The 16,771-nt window shown below is 70.4% G+C and carries 17 protein-coding genes; 10 read left to right on the top strand and 7 right to left on the bottom strand.

What is annotated here, in order from left to right; genetic code table 11:
* Positions 1–368 precede the first annotated feature (368 nt).
* The 5 genes from ACWGIG_RS26020 (at position 369) to ACWGIG_RS26000 (ending at position 4,031) form a co-directional block, all read left to right on the top strand.
* On the top strand, positions 369–530 hold the full coding sequence (locus ACWGIG_RS26020) for a hypothetical protein (RefSeq protein ID WP_266651712.1): 162 nt from the start codon (positions 369–371) through the stop codon (positions 528–530).
* Positions 531–598: 68 nt separating this feature from the next.
* Positions 599–892, top strand: coding sequence for a Dabb family protein (locus ACWGIG_RS26015; protein WP_453324090.1), 294 nt, complete (start codon positions 599–601; stop codon positions 890–892).
* A gap of 221 nt (positions 893–1,113) precedes the next feature.
* Positions 1,114–2,016, top strand: coding sequence for an RNA polymerase sigma factor SigF (locus ACWGIG_RS26010; protein WP_453324091.1), 903 nt, complete (start codon positions 1,114–1,116; stop codon positions 2,014–2,016).
* A gap of 223 nt (positions 2,017–2,239) precedes the next feature.
* Positions 2,240–3,136, top strand: a complete 897-nt coding sequence (locus ACWGIG_RS26005; RefSeq protein WP_453324089.1) for an RNA polymerase sigma factor SigF — start codon at positions 2,240–2,242, stop codon at positions 3,134–3,136.
* Positions 3,137–3,194: 58 nt separating this feature from the next.
* Positions 3,195–4,031: a hypothetical protein gene (locus tag ACWGIG_RS26000; protein ID WP_453324088.1), complete on the top strand. Its 837-nt coding sequence runs from the start codon at positions 3,195–3,197 to the stop codon at positions 4,029–4,031.
* A gap of 18 nt (positions 4,032–4,049) precedes the next feature.
* Here the strand turns inward: ACWGIG_RS26000 and ACWGIG_RS25995 are convergent, their stop codons facing one another.
* On the bottom strand, positions 4,050–4,271 hold the full coding sequence (locus ACWGIG_RS25995) for a hypothetical protein (protein WP_453324087.1): 222 nt from the start codon (positions 4,269–4,271) through the stop codon (positions 4,050–4,052).
* A 221-nt stretch (positions 4,272–4,492) separates the two neighbouring features.
* Between ACWGIG_RS25995 and ACWGIG_RS25990 the strand changes: the two genes are divergently transcribed.
* From ACWGIG_RS25990 to ACWGIG_RS25980, 3 genes are all read left to right on the top strand, one after another.
* On the top strand, positions 4,493–5,020 hold the full coding sequence (locus tag ACWGIG_RS25990; RefSeq protein ID WP_453324086.1) for a MarR family winged helix-turn-helix transcriptional regulator: 528 nt from the start codon (positions 4,493–4,495) through the stop codon (positions 5,018–5,020).
* 15 nt (positions 5,021–5,035) lie between these two features.
* The gene (locus ACWGIG_RS25985) at positions 5,036–7,528 is read left to right on the top strand and encodes an MFS transporter (protein ID WP_453324085.1); all 2,493 of its coding nucleotides are present in this window, start codon (positions 5,036–5,038) and stop codon (positions 7,526–7,528) included.
* A gap of 143 nt (positions 7,529–7,671) precedes the next feature.
* A complete protein-coding gene (locus ACWGIG_RS25980; protein ID WP_453324084.1) occupies positions 7,672–8,490 on the top strand; it encodes a YceI family protein in 819 nt (272 codons plus the stop codon).
* 227 nt (positions 8,491–8,717) lie between these two features.
* On the opposite strand, the gene ACWGIG_RS25975 is transcribed toward ACWGIG_RS25980, so the two are convergent.
* Together ACWGIG_RS25975 and ACWGIG_RS25970 are read right to left on the bottom strand one after the other, a co-directional pair.
* On the bottom strand, positions 8,718–9,533 hold the full coding sequence (locus ACWGIG_RS25975; protein WP_453324083.1) for a GAF and ANTAR domain-containing protein: 816 nt from the start codon (positions 9,531–9,533) through the stop codon (positions 8,718–8,720).
* Between the two features lie 55 nt (positions 9,534–9,588).
* Positions 9,589–10,347, bottom strand: a complete 759-nt coding sequence (locus ACWGIG_RS25970) for an ANTAR domain-containing protein (protein WP_453324082.1) — start codon at positions 10,345–10,347, stop codon at positions 9,589–9,591.
* 257 nt (positions 10,348–10,604) lie between these two features.
* Between ACWGIG_RS25970 and ACWGIG_RS25965 the strand changes: the two genes are divergently transcribed.
* Complete coding sequence (locus tag ACWGIG_RS25965) at positions 10,605–10,991, top strand: STAS domain-containing protein (protein WP_453324081.1); 387 nt, start codon at positions 10,605–10,607, stop codon at positions 10,989–10,991.
* Here the strand turns inward: ACWGIG_RS25965 and ACWGIG_RS25960 are convergent.
* From ACWGIG_RS25960 to ACWGIG_RS25950, 3 genes are all read right to left on the bottom strand, one after another.
* A complete protein-coding gene (locus tag ACWGIG_RS25960; RefSeq protein WP_453324080.1) occupies positions 10,960–11,862 on the bottom strand; it encodes a TetR/AcrR family transcriptional regulator in 903 nt (300 codons plus the stop codon). The genes ACWGIG_RS25965 and ACWGIG_RS25960 overlap by 32 nt on opposite strands.
* 81 nt (positions 11,863–11,943) lie before the next feature.
* On the bottom strand, positions 11,944–13,644 hold the full coding sequence (locus ACWGIG_RS25955; protein ID WP_453324079.1) for an MFS transporter: 1,701 nt from the start codon (positions 13,642–13,644) through the stop codon (positions 11,944–11,946).
* A gap of 123 nt (positions 13,645–13,767) precedes the next feature.
* A complete protein-coding gene (locus tag ACWGIG_RS25950; protein ID WP_453324078.1) occupies positions 13,768–14,454 on the bottom strand; it encodes a response regulator transcription factor in 687 nt (228 codons plus the stop codon).
* A gap of 348 nt (positions 14,455–14,802) precedes the next feature.
* Here ACWGIG_RS25950 and ACWGIG_RS25945 point away from each other — a divergent pair, with 348 nt between their 5' ends.
* Positions 14,803–15,693: an LLM class F420-dependent oxidoreductase gene (locus ACWGIG_RS25945; RefSeq protein ID WP_453324077.1), complete on the top strand. Its 891-nt coding sequence runs from the start codon at positions 14,803–14,805 to the stop codon at positions 15,691–15,693.
* Between the two features lie 92 nt (positions 15,694–15,785).
* Here ACWGIG_RS25945 and ACWGIG_RS25940 read toward each other — a convergent pair whose 3' ends face one another.
* Positions 15,786–16,673 (bottom strand): amidohydrolase family protein, encoded by an 888-nt coding sequence (locus tag ACWGIG_RS25940; protein WP_453324076.1) that lies wholly within the window; start codon positions 16,671–16,673, stop codon positions 15,786–15,788.
* Between the last annotated feature and the right edge of the window lie 98 nt (positions 16,674–16,771).

Raw genomic sequence — 16,771 nt, 5'->3', positions numbered from 1 at the left:
CTTACGAGGAGGACGGGGGAAGCGGCATCGGGGGGACAAGCCGCTTCCCCCGACGAGAACGGTCCTCGAAGTCCGGCCGCAATCGGGGGAGTGCGCGGCGCGGACCCCGCATCGAGGTCCCGTTCCTCACCCGGTGGATTCCTGCCAGATCCCTCCGGGCTCAGAGACAATCCTGCGCCCCGTACAACCTGGACATCCCCGCCGAAAGGCCCGCAAGGGCGGGCCGTTGGTCCTTAAAGCACGGGTGAAGAACTGCGGAGTTCTCTCAAAGGTGTGGGTGAGTGCCCGCGTTCCGCCACTGGAGTTGCCAGGTCGTACGGTTAGACTCTCGCGACTGCTCGGCGGGGACCACAGGGGAGGGTCTGGGCGTGGACATCAAGAAGGCCATTCTCTACATCGTGGTCGTTTTCGTGCTGTACACGATCATCACCTCCCCCGAAAAGGCGGCGAACATGGTCGGGCTAGGCTTCCAGGGCCTGTCCGACGCGGCCAAGGGGATCGGCTCGTTCATGACCAACCTCGTGAAGTAGCCCGTACGCCCGACGAGTAGTCCCGTACGCCCGACCAAGGCCGCTCCTCTCCCCCAAGGAGTGCCCCCGTGATCCGCCATCTGGTCCTCTTCAAGCTCAATGAAGGCGTCTCCCGCGACGAAGAGCGCGTGCAGGCCGGCGCCGAGGCGTTCGCCGCACTCGAAGGCGTCGTTCCGGAGCTGGAGTTCTGGGAGTGCGCCTGGAACATCACGGACCGCCCCATCGCGTACGACTTCGCCATCAACTCGGCCGTCGCGGACGTCGATGCGCTGAAGCGCTACATCGAGCACCCGGCCCACCAGGCCGCCGCGGGACAGTGGCGCGAGTTCGCCACCTGGGTCATCGCGGACTACCCCTTCTAGCCCGTCCACCGCGTCCCGGCGCCCCCGAGAGCGACGGAGAAACGCCCGGCCCCGCATCCCATCGATGCGGGGTTTTTGCATGCATATGCCCCAACTTGCCCTCAACACGGCGTTATACGGTGCTTGCACACAGTGCACATGTCTTGTGATGCTATGACCGCTTTTGACGGATGAGTTGAGTGAAGTGTCCAGGTAGCGACCGAAAAAGGGGTGGCGTGACTGTGCCGGCCAGTACTGCTCCGCAAGCGCCGCCCCACCAGGGGACCTCACCCGAAGGGGCAGCCGCCTCCGGGACGCCGCTCCAGGAACCCCCGCTCGTCGAGACCCCCGAGCGGATCCCCGGCACCCCCGCCGCCCGCACCCGCGGCGCCGACACCCGGGCCCTCACCCAGGTGCTGTTCGGCCAGCTCAAGAGCCTGACCCCCGGCTGCGGGGAGCACTCCCGGGTGCGGGCCGCGCTCATCGAGGCCAACCTCCCCCTCGTGCGGTACGCCGCCGCCCGCTTCAGGTCCCGCAACGAGCCGATGGAGGACGTCGTCCAGGTCGGCACCATCGGGCTGATCAACGCGATCGACCGCTTCGACCCGGACCGCGGCGTCCAGTTCCCCACCTTCGCGATGCCGACCGTCGTCGGCGAGATCAAGCGGTACTTCCGCGACAACGTCCGCACCGTGCACGTGCCCCGCCGCCTCCACGAGCTGTGGGTGCAGGTCAACGGCGCCACCGAGGACCTCACCACGGCGCACGGCCGGTCCCCCACGACCGCCGAGATCGCCGAGCGCCTCAAGATCACCGAGGAGGAGGTGCTCGCCTGCATCGAGGCGGGGCGCAGCTACCACGCGACCTCCCTCGAAGCCGCCCAGGAGGGCGACGGCCTGCCCGGCCTGCTCGACCGCCTCGGGTACGAGGACCCGGCGCTCGCCGGGGTCGAGCACCGGGACCTCGTCAGGCACCTCCTCGTACAGCTCCCGGAGCGTGAGCAGCGGATCCTGATGCTGCGCTACTACAGCAACCTGACGCAGTCCCAGATCAGCGCGGAGCTGGGCGTTTCCCAGATGCACGTGTCCCGGCTGCTCGCCCGCAGCTTCGCACGCCTGAGGTCCGCAAATCGGATCGAGGCGTAACCCTCGCGGGTAGAACCAGCTGGAACCTGCTGGGGGCAGAAATGCCGCAGACCCCCTCTTTCCTGCATGTATTTGTCGACTTGGCGCTACAGCGTGTTGCCGACATGTGACATTCTGCTGGAACCGCGTTTGCCGCAGCTCCGCCTCCGGTATTCAGGTGGAGGCTGCTTCCTCCGACGGGAAGCGTCTGCCGCTACCGTCCGCGACCCTAAGAGGGGGTGGCATGTCCGTAGAACAGGGCAGTTCGAAGGTGCTCATCAAGGATGCGCCCGACATGCTCGACCGTGCTCCGGCGATCCCTGTGATTCCGGTCCAGCCCGTGCCCGCACAGGCTCCGCCGATCGTCACCCAGCCGGAAGCACTCGACACCCGCACGCTGTCCCGCTCCCTGTTCCTGCGGCTCGCCGTCCTCGACAAGGACAGCCCGGAACGCACGTACGTACGCGACACCCTCATCGAGCTCAACCTGCCGCTCGTGCGGTACGCCGCGGCGCGCTTCCGGTCGCGCAACGAGCCGATGGAGGACATCGTCCAGGTCGGCACCATCGGCCTGATCAAGGCGATCGACCGCTTCGACTGCGGACGTGGCGTGGAATTCCCGACGTTCGCGATGCCGACGGTCGTCGGCGAGATCAAACGCTTCTTCCGCGACACGTCCTGGTCGGTCCGGGTGCCGCGCCGCCTCCAGGAGCTGCGCCTCGCCCTCACCAAGGCCAGTGACGAGCTCGCCCAGAAGCTGGACCGTTCGCCCACCGTTCCCGAACTCGCCGCCGTACTGGGCGTGTCCGAGGACGACGTGGTCGACGGCCTCGCGGTCGGCAACGCGTACACGGCCTCCTCACTGGACTCACCCTCCGCCGAGGACGACGGCGGCGAGGGCTCCCTCGCGGACCGCCTCGGATACGAGGACACCGCCCTGGAGGGCGTCGAGTACCGCGAGTCGCTGAAGCCGCTGCTGGCCAAACTCCCGCCGCGCGAGCGCCAGATCATCATGCTGCGGTTCTTCGCGAACATGACGCAGTCCCAGATCGGCGAGGAGGTCGGCATCTCCCAGATGCACGTCTCCCGTCTGCTCACCCGCACCCTCTCGCAGCTCAGGGAAGGGCTGATCGCCGACTGACGGCTCCAAGTCGCCGACCGGTCTGGTTATTTGACGGAGCGTCAGCCAGACTGGCGCGATGCGACGCAGGAGTGTGGCGGTAGGGTCCTGTGCGGTCGCGCTGTGCCTCGGCGGCTGGTTGGCCGTCGGCGGCGACGGCGGGGCCGACAAGGGATTCGTCGCGGTGGGTGCGGTCGGAGCGGGGTCCGAAGGGGCTCCGACGAAGGCCGTGCCGCCCGAGGGCAGGGTCGAGCTGGTGCCGCTCGACCCCGCGGTGCCCGACTCATCTTCGGCGCCCGGCGGTTCGGCCCCGACGGCGCCGGGATCCGGCACTTCGGGCTCTGCCGGTCCGGACTCCGGAGCTCCCGGCTCCGGCGCTGCGGGTTCCGCCGCGGGCGGCTTCGCCGGTGGTACGACCCCGGGGACCGGCTCCGGTGCCGGCGGTCAGGACTCCGGCCGTCATCCCGCGGGGAGCACTCCGGCAGGGGACCCTCCCGCAGGAGGTGACGGCAGCGGCAGCGGTGCGCCCGGCCCCGGCCGTACCCGGCCGCCGGGATCACAGCCCCCGCAACCCCCTCCGTCCAAGCCTTCGCAGCCCGAGCCACCCTCCCCCGCCGCCCTCACCGTGAGCTCGCCGGTGCGCGGCGATGCGGACCGGCGGTGGTGCGAGAAGGTGAGCGTCTCGCTGCGCAACTCCGGGGGAACCGCGGTGCGTTCGGGCACCGTCACGTTCGCGACGCACATCATCGGTGCGCTCGGGATCGACTGGGGGACGCGCACGTCGTCCCAGCCGCTGCCCGGACCCATCGGGCCGGGAGCGGCCAGGAGCGTGACGTACACCGTCTGTGTGGATGCCTGGCGGGTGCCGCTGGGGATGCACGTGGAGACCCGGCGGGTCTCCGCCACCTGGAAGTAGCGGACGTAAAGAAGGGGACTAGCCGAGCGCGAGCCAGGCCACCGCGGCCAGGACGACCACGACGGCGACGATCGCGACGATCAGTCCGGTCTTCGGGCCCGAGGCCTGCGCGGCCGGCTGCGAGCGGCCCTGCTGGGCGGGCTCCTCGTCCACGAACGCGCGGAACATCTGCGTGCTGCCCGCCGGGTCGTAGCTGCCCTCGGGACCTTGGCCCTGGGGGGCGTGGGGGTTGTGTGCCATGCGCGAGACCCTAGCGAAGGTGGGCCCCTCGGCGACAGCCCAAGCGCCCATATGTACTGAGCTGCGGCTTTACGCGCCCCCGCGGAGCGCTTGACCGGCCGATCGGAGAGCCTTTTGGATTCCTTTGCCCCAGAGGCCCGAAATTAATTTGTCTGAAGCAACCATCTACTCATATGGTTGCCCTAAGCAACAAGATGTGGATGAAGGTTCAAGGAGGTGCCGTGGCCGCACAGAGTCAGTACGAGGAACTGGCCCGCCAGCTCAGCGCCTTCGGAGCGGTGAAACGGGGGCTGGCCCGCATCCTGCCCCTGGAGTGCCCGCCCGCTTCCGCCGCCGTCCTCACCCTGCTCGACCGGAACGGCGAGATGCGGCTCAGCCGGCTCGCCGAGCTGATGGCCATCGACATGTCGGTGACCAGTCGACATGTCGCCCATGTCGCCGAACGCGGCTGGATCGACCGCTCGCCCGACCCGGGCGACAAGCGGTCCCGCATCCTCCGCCTCACTCCGGCCGGCAGGTCCGTCCTGGACGAGCTCTCCCGGCACACCACCGAGTTCCTCGCCGACACCCTCGGCGACTGGTCCGACGACGAGGTCGGACAGCTCAACGCGATGCTCGCCCGCCTGCGGAGCAGCTTCGGCGACTGCCGTTCCTGGACGTCCGCGCCGCTCGACTGCACCGCACTCCCCGCTGCGTCGCCCACCGCCGCAGCACCCACGACTTCCGCGATACCCGCAACACCTGCGTAAAGGACAAGGATTCCATTGGCTACGACCACACCGACCGGTGTGCGGGGCGGCCACGCCAAGCACGGGGCGCCCGCCCCTGCCTCCGACAGTGCCGCACCGATGACACACCGCCAGATCATGGAAGCCCTCGCGGGCCTCCTGCTCGGCATGTTCGTCGCGATGCTGTCGTCGACCATCGTGTCGAACGCCCTTCCCGAGATCATCCGCGACCTCGACGGCACCCAGAGCGCCTACACCTGGGTCGTCACCGCCGCCATGCTGTCGATGGCGGTCACCACCCCCATCTGGGGCAAGCTGGCCGACCTGTTCAGCAAGAAGCTGCTGGTCCAGATATCCCTGATCATCTTCGTGATCGGCTCGGCGCTGGCCGGCCTCTCGCAGGACACCGGGACCCTGATCGCCTTCCGCGTGATCCAGGGCATCGGCACCGGCGGTCTGGTGGCGCTCTCCCAGATCGTGATCGCCGCGATGATCCCGCCGCGCGAGCGCGGCCGTTACTCCGGCTACATCGGCGCCACCTTCGCGGTGGCCACCGTCGGCGGCCCGCTGCTCGGCGGCGTCATCACCGACACCTCGTGGCTCGGCTGGCGCTGGTGCTTCTACGTGGGCGTGCCGTTCGCGGCCATCGCCCTGGTCATCCTGCAGAAGACCCTTCACCTCCCGGTCGTCAAGCGCAAGGTCAAGATCGACTGGTTCGGCGCGTTCTTCCTGGCCGCCTCGGCCTCGCTGCTGATGATCTGGGTGACCCTCGCGGGCAAGAACTACGACTGGATCTCCTGGCAGACCTATCTGATGGTCGGCGGGTCGATCGTGCTCGCCGCGATCTTCATCCTGGTCGAGTCCAAGGTCGCCGAGCCGCTGATCCCGCTGCGCTTCTTCCGCAACCGCACCATCGCGCTCACCGCCGCGGCGAGCCTGTTCGTCGGTGTCGCGATGTTCGGCTCGACGGTCTTCCTGAGCCAGTACTTCCAGCTCGCCCGGGACAAGTCGCCGACGATGTCCGGCGTCATGACCATCCCGATGATCGCGGGCCTGTTCCTCTCGTCCACGGTCTCCGGCGCGGTCATCACCAAGACCGGACGCTGGAAGGGCTTCCTGGTCGGCGGCGGCGTCGGTCTGGTCGCGGGCCTCGGTCTGCTCTCCACCATGGCGTACGACACCGACTACTGGCAGGTCGCCGTCTACATGGCGGTCCTCGGCCTCGGTCTCGGCATGATGATGCAGAACCTGGTGCTCGCCTCGCAGAACCAGGTCAAGCCGCAGGACCTCGGCGCGGCCAGCTCGCTGATCACCTTCACCCGCACCCTGGGCGGCACGCTCGGCGTCTCCGCACTCGGCGCGGTCCTCTCCACCCGGATCACGCACTACGTCGAAGAGGGCCTGGAGAAGGCACACATCCAGCTCCCGCCCGGCGGCGGCTCCGGCGACGGCATCCCGGACATGGACAAGCTCCCGGCTCCGATCCGGACCATCATGGAGAGCGCCTACGGCGACGGCATCGCGGACCTGTTCCTCTACGCCGCCCCGATCGCCCTGCTCGGTCTGATCATGGTGCTGTTCGTCAAGGAGGTCGCCCTGAAGACCTCGCACGACGGTGAGATCCCCACCGGTCCTGCCTCTGCACAGGCCCCGGCCCAGGCACAGACGCCCGTGGAGAGTGCGGCCGAGGGCCTCGCGGGAGTCACCGTCGGCATCACCGAGGAGGCACCCGTGACCCAGCCGCTGCCGGTCGGTCCGCCCACCGGACGCACCCTGTACGGCACCGTCCGTACCGCCGAAGGCACTTCGGTGCGCGGCGCGGCGGTCACGCTGATCTCCCTCGCGGGACGTCAGCTCGGCCGCGCGGTGGCCCAGGGCGACGGGCGCTACGCCCTGGACGCGCCGGCCGCGGGCTCGTACGTCCTGATCGCCTCGTCCGACGGCTTCCAGCCGCAGGCGTCGACGGTCACCGTCGGGGACGAGCCCCTCGCCTACGACATCCTGCTCTCCGGCACCAGCGGCCTCAGCGGCGCGGTGCGCAGCGCGGCCGACGGGACGGGTGTCGCGGACGCGATGGTCATCGTCACCGACGTACGCGGCGACGTCCTGGCCACCGGCAAGTCCGGTGACAGCGGCGGGTTCACCTTCGTCGAGCTGGTCCCGGGCCCGGTGACCATCGCGGTCAACGCGGCCGGATTCCGGCCGATGGCGCTTCCGGTGGAGATCGGTGGCACGGGCATCACCCGCGTCGAGGCGGTCCTCCAGGCGGGCGCCCTGGTCCAGGGGACGGTCCGTGCGGGCTCCGCACGCCGGCCGCTGCCGGACGCACGCGTCACGATCATGGACGCGGCCGGGAACGTGGTCTCCACCTCGACCACCGGTGACGACGGCGCGTACGCCTTCACCGACCTGGACGCGGGCGAGTACACGGTCATCGCGACCGGCTACCCGCCGGTGGCGGGCAACCTGACGGTGGCGGGGCGCGGCGTGGACGCGCACGACATCGAACTCGCCCACCCGGGCGAGTAGTCCAGACCTCCGGCACGCGGGGCGCCTTTCGAGCGGAGGAGCGCCCCGGCGGGCCGGGGACACAGGGGGCGGCAGGCAGGGGACGGCCTGCCGCCCCCTGCTTTTGTTTCGTACGTACGAGGAAGAAGCGGGCAGGTATCGGCATGGGACTTCGCGCACAGGTACGGACCCGGGACGGCTGGGCCGTGCAGCACGCCGTGGTGACCGTCACCGACATGACGGGCGCACAGGTGCTGCGGGCGGCGGCGGACGGGGACGGTGCCGTGGTGGACGCGGCGACGCTGGCCCCCGGCCCGTACACGGTCATCGTGACCGCCGTCGGGTACGCACCCGTCGCCTCGACCGCGCTGGTCACGGCGGCCGGCCGGATCGACGCGGGCAACGTGGTGCTGACGCGGCAGGGCGGGGTGGAGCTGCCGCCGCCGGGGGTGTGGACGATCGACCCCGTCCACTCGTCGGTGGGCGCGGTCGCCCAGCACCTGGGGATCTCCAGCGTGCGCGGCCGGTTCACGGAGTTCGGCGGCCGGATCGAGATCGCGGATGACCTGGAGAAGTCGCGCGTCGAAGCGGTCATCTCGGCGGCCACCGTCGACACGGGGAACGGGATGCGGGACGGGCACCTGAAGTCGCCCGACTTCCTGGACGTCGAGACGTACCCGGAGATCACGTACCGGAGCTCCGGTCTCGTCCCGGCCGGGCCCGACCGGTGGACGGTGAAGGGCGAGCTGTCGCTGCACGGGGTGGTGCGCGAGGTCGACCTCGACCTGAGCTACCTCGGTACGGGTCCCGACCCGTGGGGCGGCGTACGGGCCGCCTTCCGCGCGACGGCGGACCTGCGGCGCGACGACTTCGCGATGAACTACAACCAGGTGGTGCAGGCGGGGATCTCGGCGATCGGCGCGACGTTGAGGGTGGAGCTGGATGTGCAGGCGGTGCAGGGGGATTCGTTGCCGCAGGGGTAGCCCCCTACGGGGACCTGCCGCGGACCGCTTCGGCGCGGACCGCTTGGGCGCGGGGCGGGGCGGGTTCACGGCTCGCGCCGGTGGGGGCCGGGGTTCGGGGCTGCGCCCCGTGCCCGGCTCCGCCGCGCGTCCTCAAACGCCGGACGGGCTGAGGTTGCGTGCTCGAACGCCGGATGGGCCGAGGTTGCGTGCTCGAACGCCGGATGGGCCGAGGTTGGCTGAAGTTGCTACCCCCGGCGCACGAAATCGCCCGGCTCCGGTGGTTTCCCGCCCGTCTGGCGGACCAGCTCCCCGCACAGGTCGCGGAGCTTGACGTTGCGGACCTGGGAGGCGCGCCTGAGGATGGCCAGGGCTTCGTCCGCCGGGCACCTCTGGCGGGCCATCACGATTCCGATCGCCTGGTCGATCACGAACCTCGACCGCATCGCCGTCCGCAGGTCCCGTACCGCCTCCGACTCGCGTTCGATCCGTTCGGCGACCGCGACCGCTCCGGCCGCCTGTTCGGAGAAGCGGCGGGCGATCTCCCGTTCCTCGCAGAACGCCTTCGGCCGCTGCGAGTAGAGGTTCAGGGCGCCCACCGTGTGCCGCCGCACCTCCTCCGTCGGCAGCGTCGTCGCCGGCCGGGCCCGCAGCGACAGCGGGGCGGCGAACACCGACCGGATGCCGTGCTCCGCGGCCAGCCCGGGGTAGGGCGCCCAGCGCTGCTCGACGAGCGTGTCGGCGACGTACTCCTCGATGCCGTTCTCCAGACTGCACACGCACGGCCCGGCCTCGACCTCGTACTGCATCGCATCGAGCACCAGCGCCTCGGTGTCGCTGCTCGCGGTCGTCACCAGCCGCCCGCCCCTGCGCATCGTGACGCTGCACGAATCGGCGCTCTCCACGGCCCGTACGGCCTGCACCGTCAGCTCCTGGAGGAAGGAGTCCAGTCCCCTCCAGTCGGTGAGGGCGTCGTGCACCGGCCCCAGGTCGAAGCCGTTGAGGCCCTCGCTGCCGCGACCACTGCTTCCCTGGGCGGCGCCTACGTCAGTCGTGTCGGTCATACCTTCGCGCGTGCCCCCGTTTTCGCCGGAAACGCCGTGTCGTCACACACGGTCGTCATTCCGTGGCCGATGCATTCACAATGCGTGACGCAATGTCCCGGAGCTTGACGTTCCCCTTCTGCGAGGCGCGCACCAGCCGGTCGAAGGCCTGCACCGCGTCGATGTTCAGCCGCCCCATCAGCAGCCCGGTGGCCTGTCCGATCACGTCCCGGGTGTGCATCGCCTCGGTCAACTGCTCCTGCACGTCGGCAGATTCGAGGGCGATCCCGACGTGCGCGGCGAACAGCCTGCCGATCCGCAGCGACTCGTCGTCCACGAAGGCCCGCGCGTCCTTCGCGTACAGGCCGAGCACGCTGAAGCGGCTCCGGTGGCCGCGCAGCCGCAGGAAGAGCGCCGATCCGTCCCCGTCGGCGCCCGCACCGCCGTCCGTGCCGCCGCCGACCCGGGAGACCGGCGAATCCCACAGCTCGTCGCCGGGCACGGGCAGCAGCCCGCCACCGCAGCCGTCCCCGTCTCCACCACCACCACCGCCACCGCCACCGCCACCGTCGCCGTCGCCGTCGCCGTCGCCGTCGCCGTCGCCGTCCAGCGGCAGGGTGGCGGCAAGGGTACGGATCCGGCCCGAACGCTCGACGATCGAAACGCTCGCGTGATCGGTGCCGGGGACCATTTTCTGCGCGAGCCGCACCGAGGCCCACGCGGTCTCCTCGCGGCCCACGGTCTCGTGCAGCTCCAGCGCGGCAACGGCCAGCGCCTCCGCAAGTCTGAAATCGACCTGGGCATACGGAATTTCGGGAATGTCGGACGCAGTCACCACGAACCTCTTCGGCGTGCACGGCCATGGGTGCGACCGTGCCCGGGAGAGCTCCGCAGCACATTCCCGACTGCGAGCAAAGGACGGACAGACTCTATCCGCTCCGGTCCTGCGAAAAAGCAATCGGGCGGGGTCTGTTTCCGGTCGTCCCCTCGACCGGCCGCCCGCCCTCGTGGTCCAATGAAAGCCCCGGTCAGGAAGCGGCCCACCGACCACGACGCGCACCGGCTGCCGTCGGCATCGGACAGGTGAGAGCCATGCCCTTCCGTTTGACCCTCTGCGATCTCCCCGCGTTCCCGGACGTGCCCCGCTGCACGCTCCTCGTGATGCCCGCCGAGATCGACCTGGCCAACAGCGAGGAGCTGTACGGAGCCGTGCTCGAAGCAGTGGACCTGCGCCGCGGCCTCCTCGACGTCCTCGTACTGGACCTCACCGGTACGACCTTCACCGACAGCTGCGGCGCCCGGCTGATCTCGGCCACGCGGGAGTACGCGGAGAAGGCGGGCGTCATGGTGCGGATCGCGGTGCCGGAGGCCGGGGTGGTCCGCCGGGTGACCACCCTGATGGGCACCCGGCGGGACGTCCCGGTCTACGCGACGGTGGCGGAAGCGATCACGGGGACGGACGCCCGGTGGGCTCTGTGACCCCGCCCGTCGCGCCCGGCGCACTCGTCCCGCCCTCCGCGCCCGCCCCGCCCGTCGCGCTCGCCGCGCTCGTCGCCTCGATCCCCGACACCAGCACGTCCAACGCCACCTCGAAGTCCCGCCCGTACATCTCCGCCACCGTGTCCCCGCCGCGTGCCCGCATCACCTCGGTGGACCTGCGGAACAGTTCGGACGACTCGATCTCCCCGGCGATCATCCCCATCGCCTGCTGGTAGAACGCGTCCACGGACAGCCCGAGGTCCGCCGCCCGCTGGTAGAACTGCCCCTCGCTGTTGGCGTATCCGTACACGAACTGGAAGACGGCGGCGAGCGACCCGCCCTGCCGGTCAAGCGGCAGCCCGCTCCTGGCCATCAGGCCGAGCGAGGCGGTGGAGAAGCGCATCATGTTCGGCCCGATGTTGAGGAAGCGGCTCATCTGAGGGGCCACCCACGGGTGGCCGACCAGCATCTCCCGGTAGCTCCTGGCGAGTTGGCGCAACTGCTGGCGCCAGTCGGAGTCGTCGCCGGGGTCGGGCAGCGCCAGTTCGCCGACCACTCGGTCCAGGGCGAGTTCGATGAGGTCGTCCTTGGTGGCGACGTACCAGTAGACGGACATCGCGGTGACGTTCAGCTCGGCGGCCAGGCGGCGCATGGAGAACTTGGTGAGGCCCTCCGCGTCGAGCAGGGCGACGGTCGCGGCGGTGATCTTCTCCCGGTCGAGTCCGGGGGCGGCGGGCTCGGCCCTGCGGCCCCCGCCTGCACGGCCCGCACTGCTCCCGCCCCCGCTCCCGCCACCGCTCCTCGGCGTCTTCGCGTCCAGCCACACACTGCTCTGTCCGGGCTTCTTGACCCGGTCGGCCGCGGGCACCATGGGACACACTCCTCGGTTCTGCTCCGTCGGGCGGGACGGACCGTGTTGTTCCGGTTCGTCCCGCCGATGGTATGCCGAGGACTACTCGGGCGGTACGGGTGCGGAGGGGGCACTCCGCTGGTCGGACGGCCGCCCCGCGCCGGGGCTCGCGTGCGCATGCACCTCCGCGCTCGTGTCCGCGCGCACCCCCACGCTCGTGTCCGCACGCACCTCCGCCCGCACCTCCGCCCGCGACTCCGCACGCACCTCCGCGCCCGTGTCCGCATGCAGCTCCGCGCTCGCCTCCGCGCGCACTTCCGCGCGCCGCAGCAGCAGGGCCGCCAGCAGGCCGCCCGCGAGGACCGCCGCCGCCCCCACCAGCTGGCTGGTCTCCAGCCCCGAGGCGAACGCATCCCGGACGCGCCCGCGCTCCTGCGCGCTGCCCGCCGCCGCCAGCGCCGCCGGCAGCGACACCGCTCCGGCCGCGGCCGGAACGAGCGCGGCGAAGCGGGAGTTGAGGACCGCGCCGAGCACCGCGACGCCGAGCCCGTTGCCGAACTCGGCGAGCGTGCCGTTGACCCCGGCCCCGACCCCGGCCTTCTCCGGCGGGATCGCGCTCATCAGGGCGTTGGCCATGGCGGGGCCGGACAGTGCGGCGCCCACGCCGATCAGCACGAGCCCCACCAGCATCCCCCGGTAGCCGTCGCCGCCGAGGGTCGCGATCGCCGCGAGCCCCGCCGCGACGCACGCCATGCCGAGCGCGATGGTCTTCGGCGTGCCCCACTTGGCCAGCAGCCGCGCACCCGCGCCCGCCAGATTCAGCACGACCACCGTGACGGCCAGCGGCGCGGTCCGCAGACCCGCCTCCAACGGCCCGTACCCCAGGACGAATTGGAGGTGCTGGGTCAGCAGGTACAGCGAACCCGTCATGCCGAACGCGACCAGGATCGAGCCCGCGACCGCCCCGACGAAACGCTGGTCGCGGAAGAAGTGCATGTCGAGCATCGGATACGCAATCCGCAGCTCCCACCACACGAACACAGCCATCGCGACGGCCCCGACCGCCCCCGGGACCAGCACCTGACCGGACGACCAGCCGTGCTCGGGACCGGTGATGATCACGTACACCACGGCGGTCATGCCGACGGTGGACAGCAGCGCACCGAGCAGATCGGGCCGGTCACCGGCCGGATTCTTGGATTCCGGTACGAGCGCGAGGACCGCGACCAGCGCGAGCAGTGCGACCGGGATGTTGATCAGGAAGATCGCGCCCCACCAGAAGTGGTCGAGCATGAACCCGCCGAGCAACGGCCCGCCCGCGAAGCCCAGCATGGCGACGGTGGCCCAGATCCCGATCGCCCTGACCCGCTCGGCCTCGTCGAAGATCTGGACGACGACGGCGAGGGTGGTCGTCATCAGCAGTGCGCCGCCGATGCCCATGCCGGCGCGCGCGGCGATCAACTGGGCGGCGGTCTGGGCGAGTCCGGCCGCCAGCGAGCCGGTGCCGAACAGTGCCAGACCGACGGCGAGGAGCTTCTTGCGCCCGTAGCGGTCGGCGGAGCTGCCCGCGGTGAGCAGCAGTCCCGACTGGACGAGGGCGTACGCGTTGATCATCCACTGGATGTCGGTGCTGGACGCGTGGAGCTCGGAGGTGAGGGAGGGGATCGCGACGTTCAGGACGGTGTTGTCGAGCAGCACGGTGAGCTGGGCGAGACAGATGACGCCGAGGATCAGCCAGCGCTGCGGATGGCCCCGGGTCCCGGGTGCGGGCGGCGTGTTGTTCTCGGTGGTCGTCGTGGCCACGGGCTTGCTCCTCTACGACGTACAGGTACTCGCTGTACACCGTAGAGGAATTTCTTGTACGTCGTAAAGCGGGTTACCGGGACGCACCGTCGGAGGCAACACTCGTCGGAGCCGCAGCCCCCCTCACCCGCCCGGCTTGATCAGATATCCGGCCCCGCGCCGCGTGTGGATCATCGGCGTACGCCCCGCGTCGATCTTCTTGCGCAGGTACGAGATGTAGAGCTCGACCACATTGGCCTGGCCCCCGAAGTCGTAGTTCCACACCCGGTCGAGGATCTGTGCCTTGCTGAGCACCCGCTTCGGGTTGCGCATCAGGAACCGCAGCAGCTCGAACTCGGTCGCGGTGAGCCGCACCTCGTCCTCGCCCCGCCACACCTCGTGGCTGTCCTCGTCGAGCCGCAGGTCTCCCACCATCAGCTCCGAACCGGGCCGGGCCACCAGCCCCCGGCCGCCGGTCCGCCGGATCAGCCCGCGCAGCCGCGCCACGACCTCTTCCAGACTGAACGGCTTGGTCACGTAGTCGTCGCCGCCGGCCGTGAGCCCGGCGATCCGGTCCTCCACGGCGTCCCGCGCCGTCAGGAACAGGACCGGCACCTCGGGCAGGTCCTCCCGTACCCGCCGCAGCACGGACAGCCCGTCCATGTCCGGCAGCATCACGTCCAGGACGACGGCGTCGGGCCGGAAGTCGCGCGCGGCACGCACCGCGCTCGCCCCGTCCCCGACGCTGCGGGTCTGCCAGCCCTCGTACCGCAGCGCCATGCAGAGCAGCTCGGCGAGCGACTCCTCGTCGTCCACCACCAGCACCCGCACCTCGCCACTGCTGTCGGACCCGCCGCGGGTACTGCTGCGAGCGCTCCTGCCGGCACTGTGGCGAGCACTTCTGCCGGCACTGCTGTGTGTACTGCCGCGTGTGCTGCTGTGGGTCTCGCCCGCCCGGGGTGCATTCGCTGTCCGCATACGGTCACCCTGGCCGGGACCGGTGAGAGCGCCCTTGCCCGTTCCTGTGAATCTGCTGAGAAGCCGACCCACCGGGAGGGGACGGGGCCCCGCCAGGAGGGGACGGAGCCCTGCTGGGAGGGGACGGCGACCCGCCCGAAGCCGAATCCCGCGCATCCCGGATCCGCGGAATACCCCCGCCGACCTCCCCGTTGCTCCCACATGACTTCCGACTCGCCTGCCTCCCGCCACACCCGTACGTACGGCCGCCTCGGCATCTGGAGCGCCGCCCTCCGCCCCACCACTCCCGAGGACCGGCTCGAACTGACCGATGCGGTGACGGAGTTGGAGGACCTCGGCTTCGGCACGGTGTGGACCGGTGGCAGCCCGTCCCTGGACGAGGCCGCCCCGCTCCTGGAGGCGACGAGCCGGATCAAGGTCGCGACGGGCATCCTCAGCATCTGGGAGCACACGGCGCAGGCGGTCGCCGCGCAGATCGCCGAGTTCGAGACCCGGCACCCCGGCCGTTTCCTGCTCGGACTGGGCGTGAGCCACGATGCCCTCGCCCCCCAGTACGCCCGCCCGTACTCGGCGATGGTCGCCTACCTCGACGCGCTCGACGCGGCTCCGCACGCCCTCCCCGTCGAGCGCCGGATCCTGGCCGCCCTCGGCCCGAAGATGCTGAAGCTGGCCTCCGGCCGCGCGGCGGGCGCCCACCCGTACCTCGTCACGCCGGAGCACACGGCCCAGGCGCGCGAGGCGCTCGGCCCGGACGCGTTCCTCGCCCCGGAGCTCACGGTCGTCCTCGACCCGGACCTGGACCGGGCCCGTACGGTCGCCCGTACGATGCTCGGCTTCTACCTCCCCCTCCCCAATTACACCAACAACCTCCTCCGCCTCGGCTTCACCGAAGCCGACTTCGCGAACAACGGCAGCGACCGCCTCCTCGACACCCTCTTCGCCCTGGGCGACGCGGACCGCATCCGCGCCAAGGCGGAGGAGTTCTACGCGGCGGGCGCCGACCACCTGGCGCTCCAGGCCCTGACGACGGACGACCGGCACGCGGCCCTCCCGCGCGCAGAATGGCGAGCCCTGGCGAAGGCGCTCCTCTGAGGACCCCGAGGACCCTGAAACCTTGAGGACCCTGAGGACCCCGAGGACCCCGAGGACCCCGAGGACCCTGAGACCTTGAGGACCGTCGGGAATCAGCTCAGCCCGAACAGCCGGGCCCCGTTCCCGTAACAGACCGCCCGCAGCCATTCCTCGCCCAGCTGGAGCCGCTCCAGCGACTCCAGCTGGTGCAGGTACCCGTACGGGATATTGGGAAAGTCGCTCCCCAGCAGCACCTTGTCCCCCAGGTCCCTCAGCCGCCCCAACTCCCCCTCGGGGAAGGGCGACATCTGCTCGCTGAAGTCCGTGAACGACATCGTGGTGTCGAGCCGCACCTCGCCGTACCGTTCGGCCAGGTCCAGGAATTCGGCGTACTCGGGCATCCCCATGTGGGCCACGATCAGCCGCAGCCGAGGATGCCGTGCCAGCAGTTCCCCGACCGGCCCCGGCCCGGTGAACTTCCCGGGCATCGGCCCGGTCCCGCAGTGCATCACCACCGGAACCCCGGCCTCCGCAAGCAGCCCCCACACCGGCTCCAGCAGCGGGTCGTTGGGGTCGTACGCCCCCACCTGCAAGTGCGCCTTGAATACCCGCGCCCCACCCTCCACGGCCCGCCGTACGTACGCCTCGACCCCGGCCTCCGGAAAGAGGGTCGCCGTCCGCAAGCACCCGTCCGTACGGGCCGCGAACTCCTCCCCCCACCCGTTCAGCCACTCCGCCATCCCGGGCTTGTGCGGATAGATCATCGAGGTGAACCCCACCACTCCGAACTCCCGCAGCAGCGCGACCCGTTCCTCCTCCTCGAACCGGTACGTGATCGGCCACTCGACCCCGGTCAACGGCCCGACGGCATCGAAGTACGCCCACACCTTGTCCAACACCCGCTCGGGCATGAAGTGCGTATGCACATCCACCAGCCCCGGAACCCCGAGCCGCCCCCAGAACGCCCGCACCTGCGCCGCTTCATCTGCACTCGTCGTCATGTCCGGCACGGTACGTGCGCGACACAAATACCTGAAGTTGCAAGCCATCCACAGGGGTTGACCTGCGATCTTGCACAACGTGTCTGCTGAGCAGACAC

This window comes from Streptomyces sp. NPDC054863 (assembly GCF_053610825.1).
This window is presented reverse-complemented; position numbering and strand designations above follow the sequence as displayed.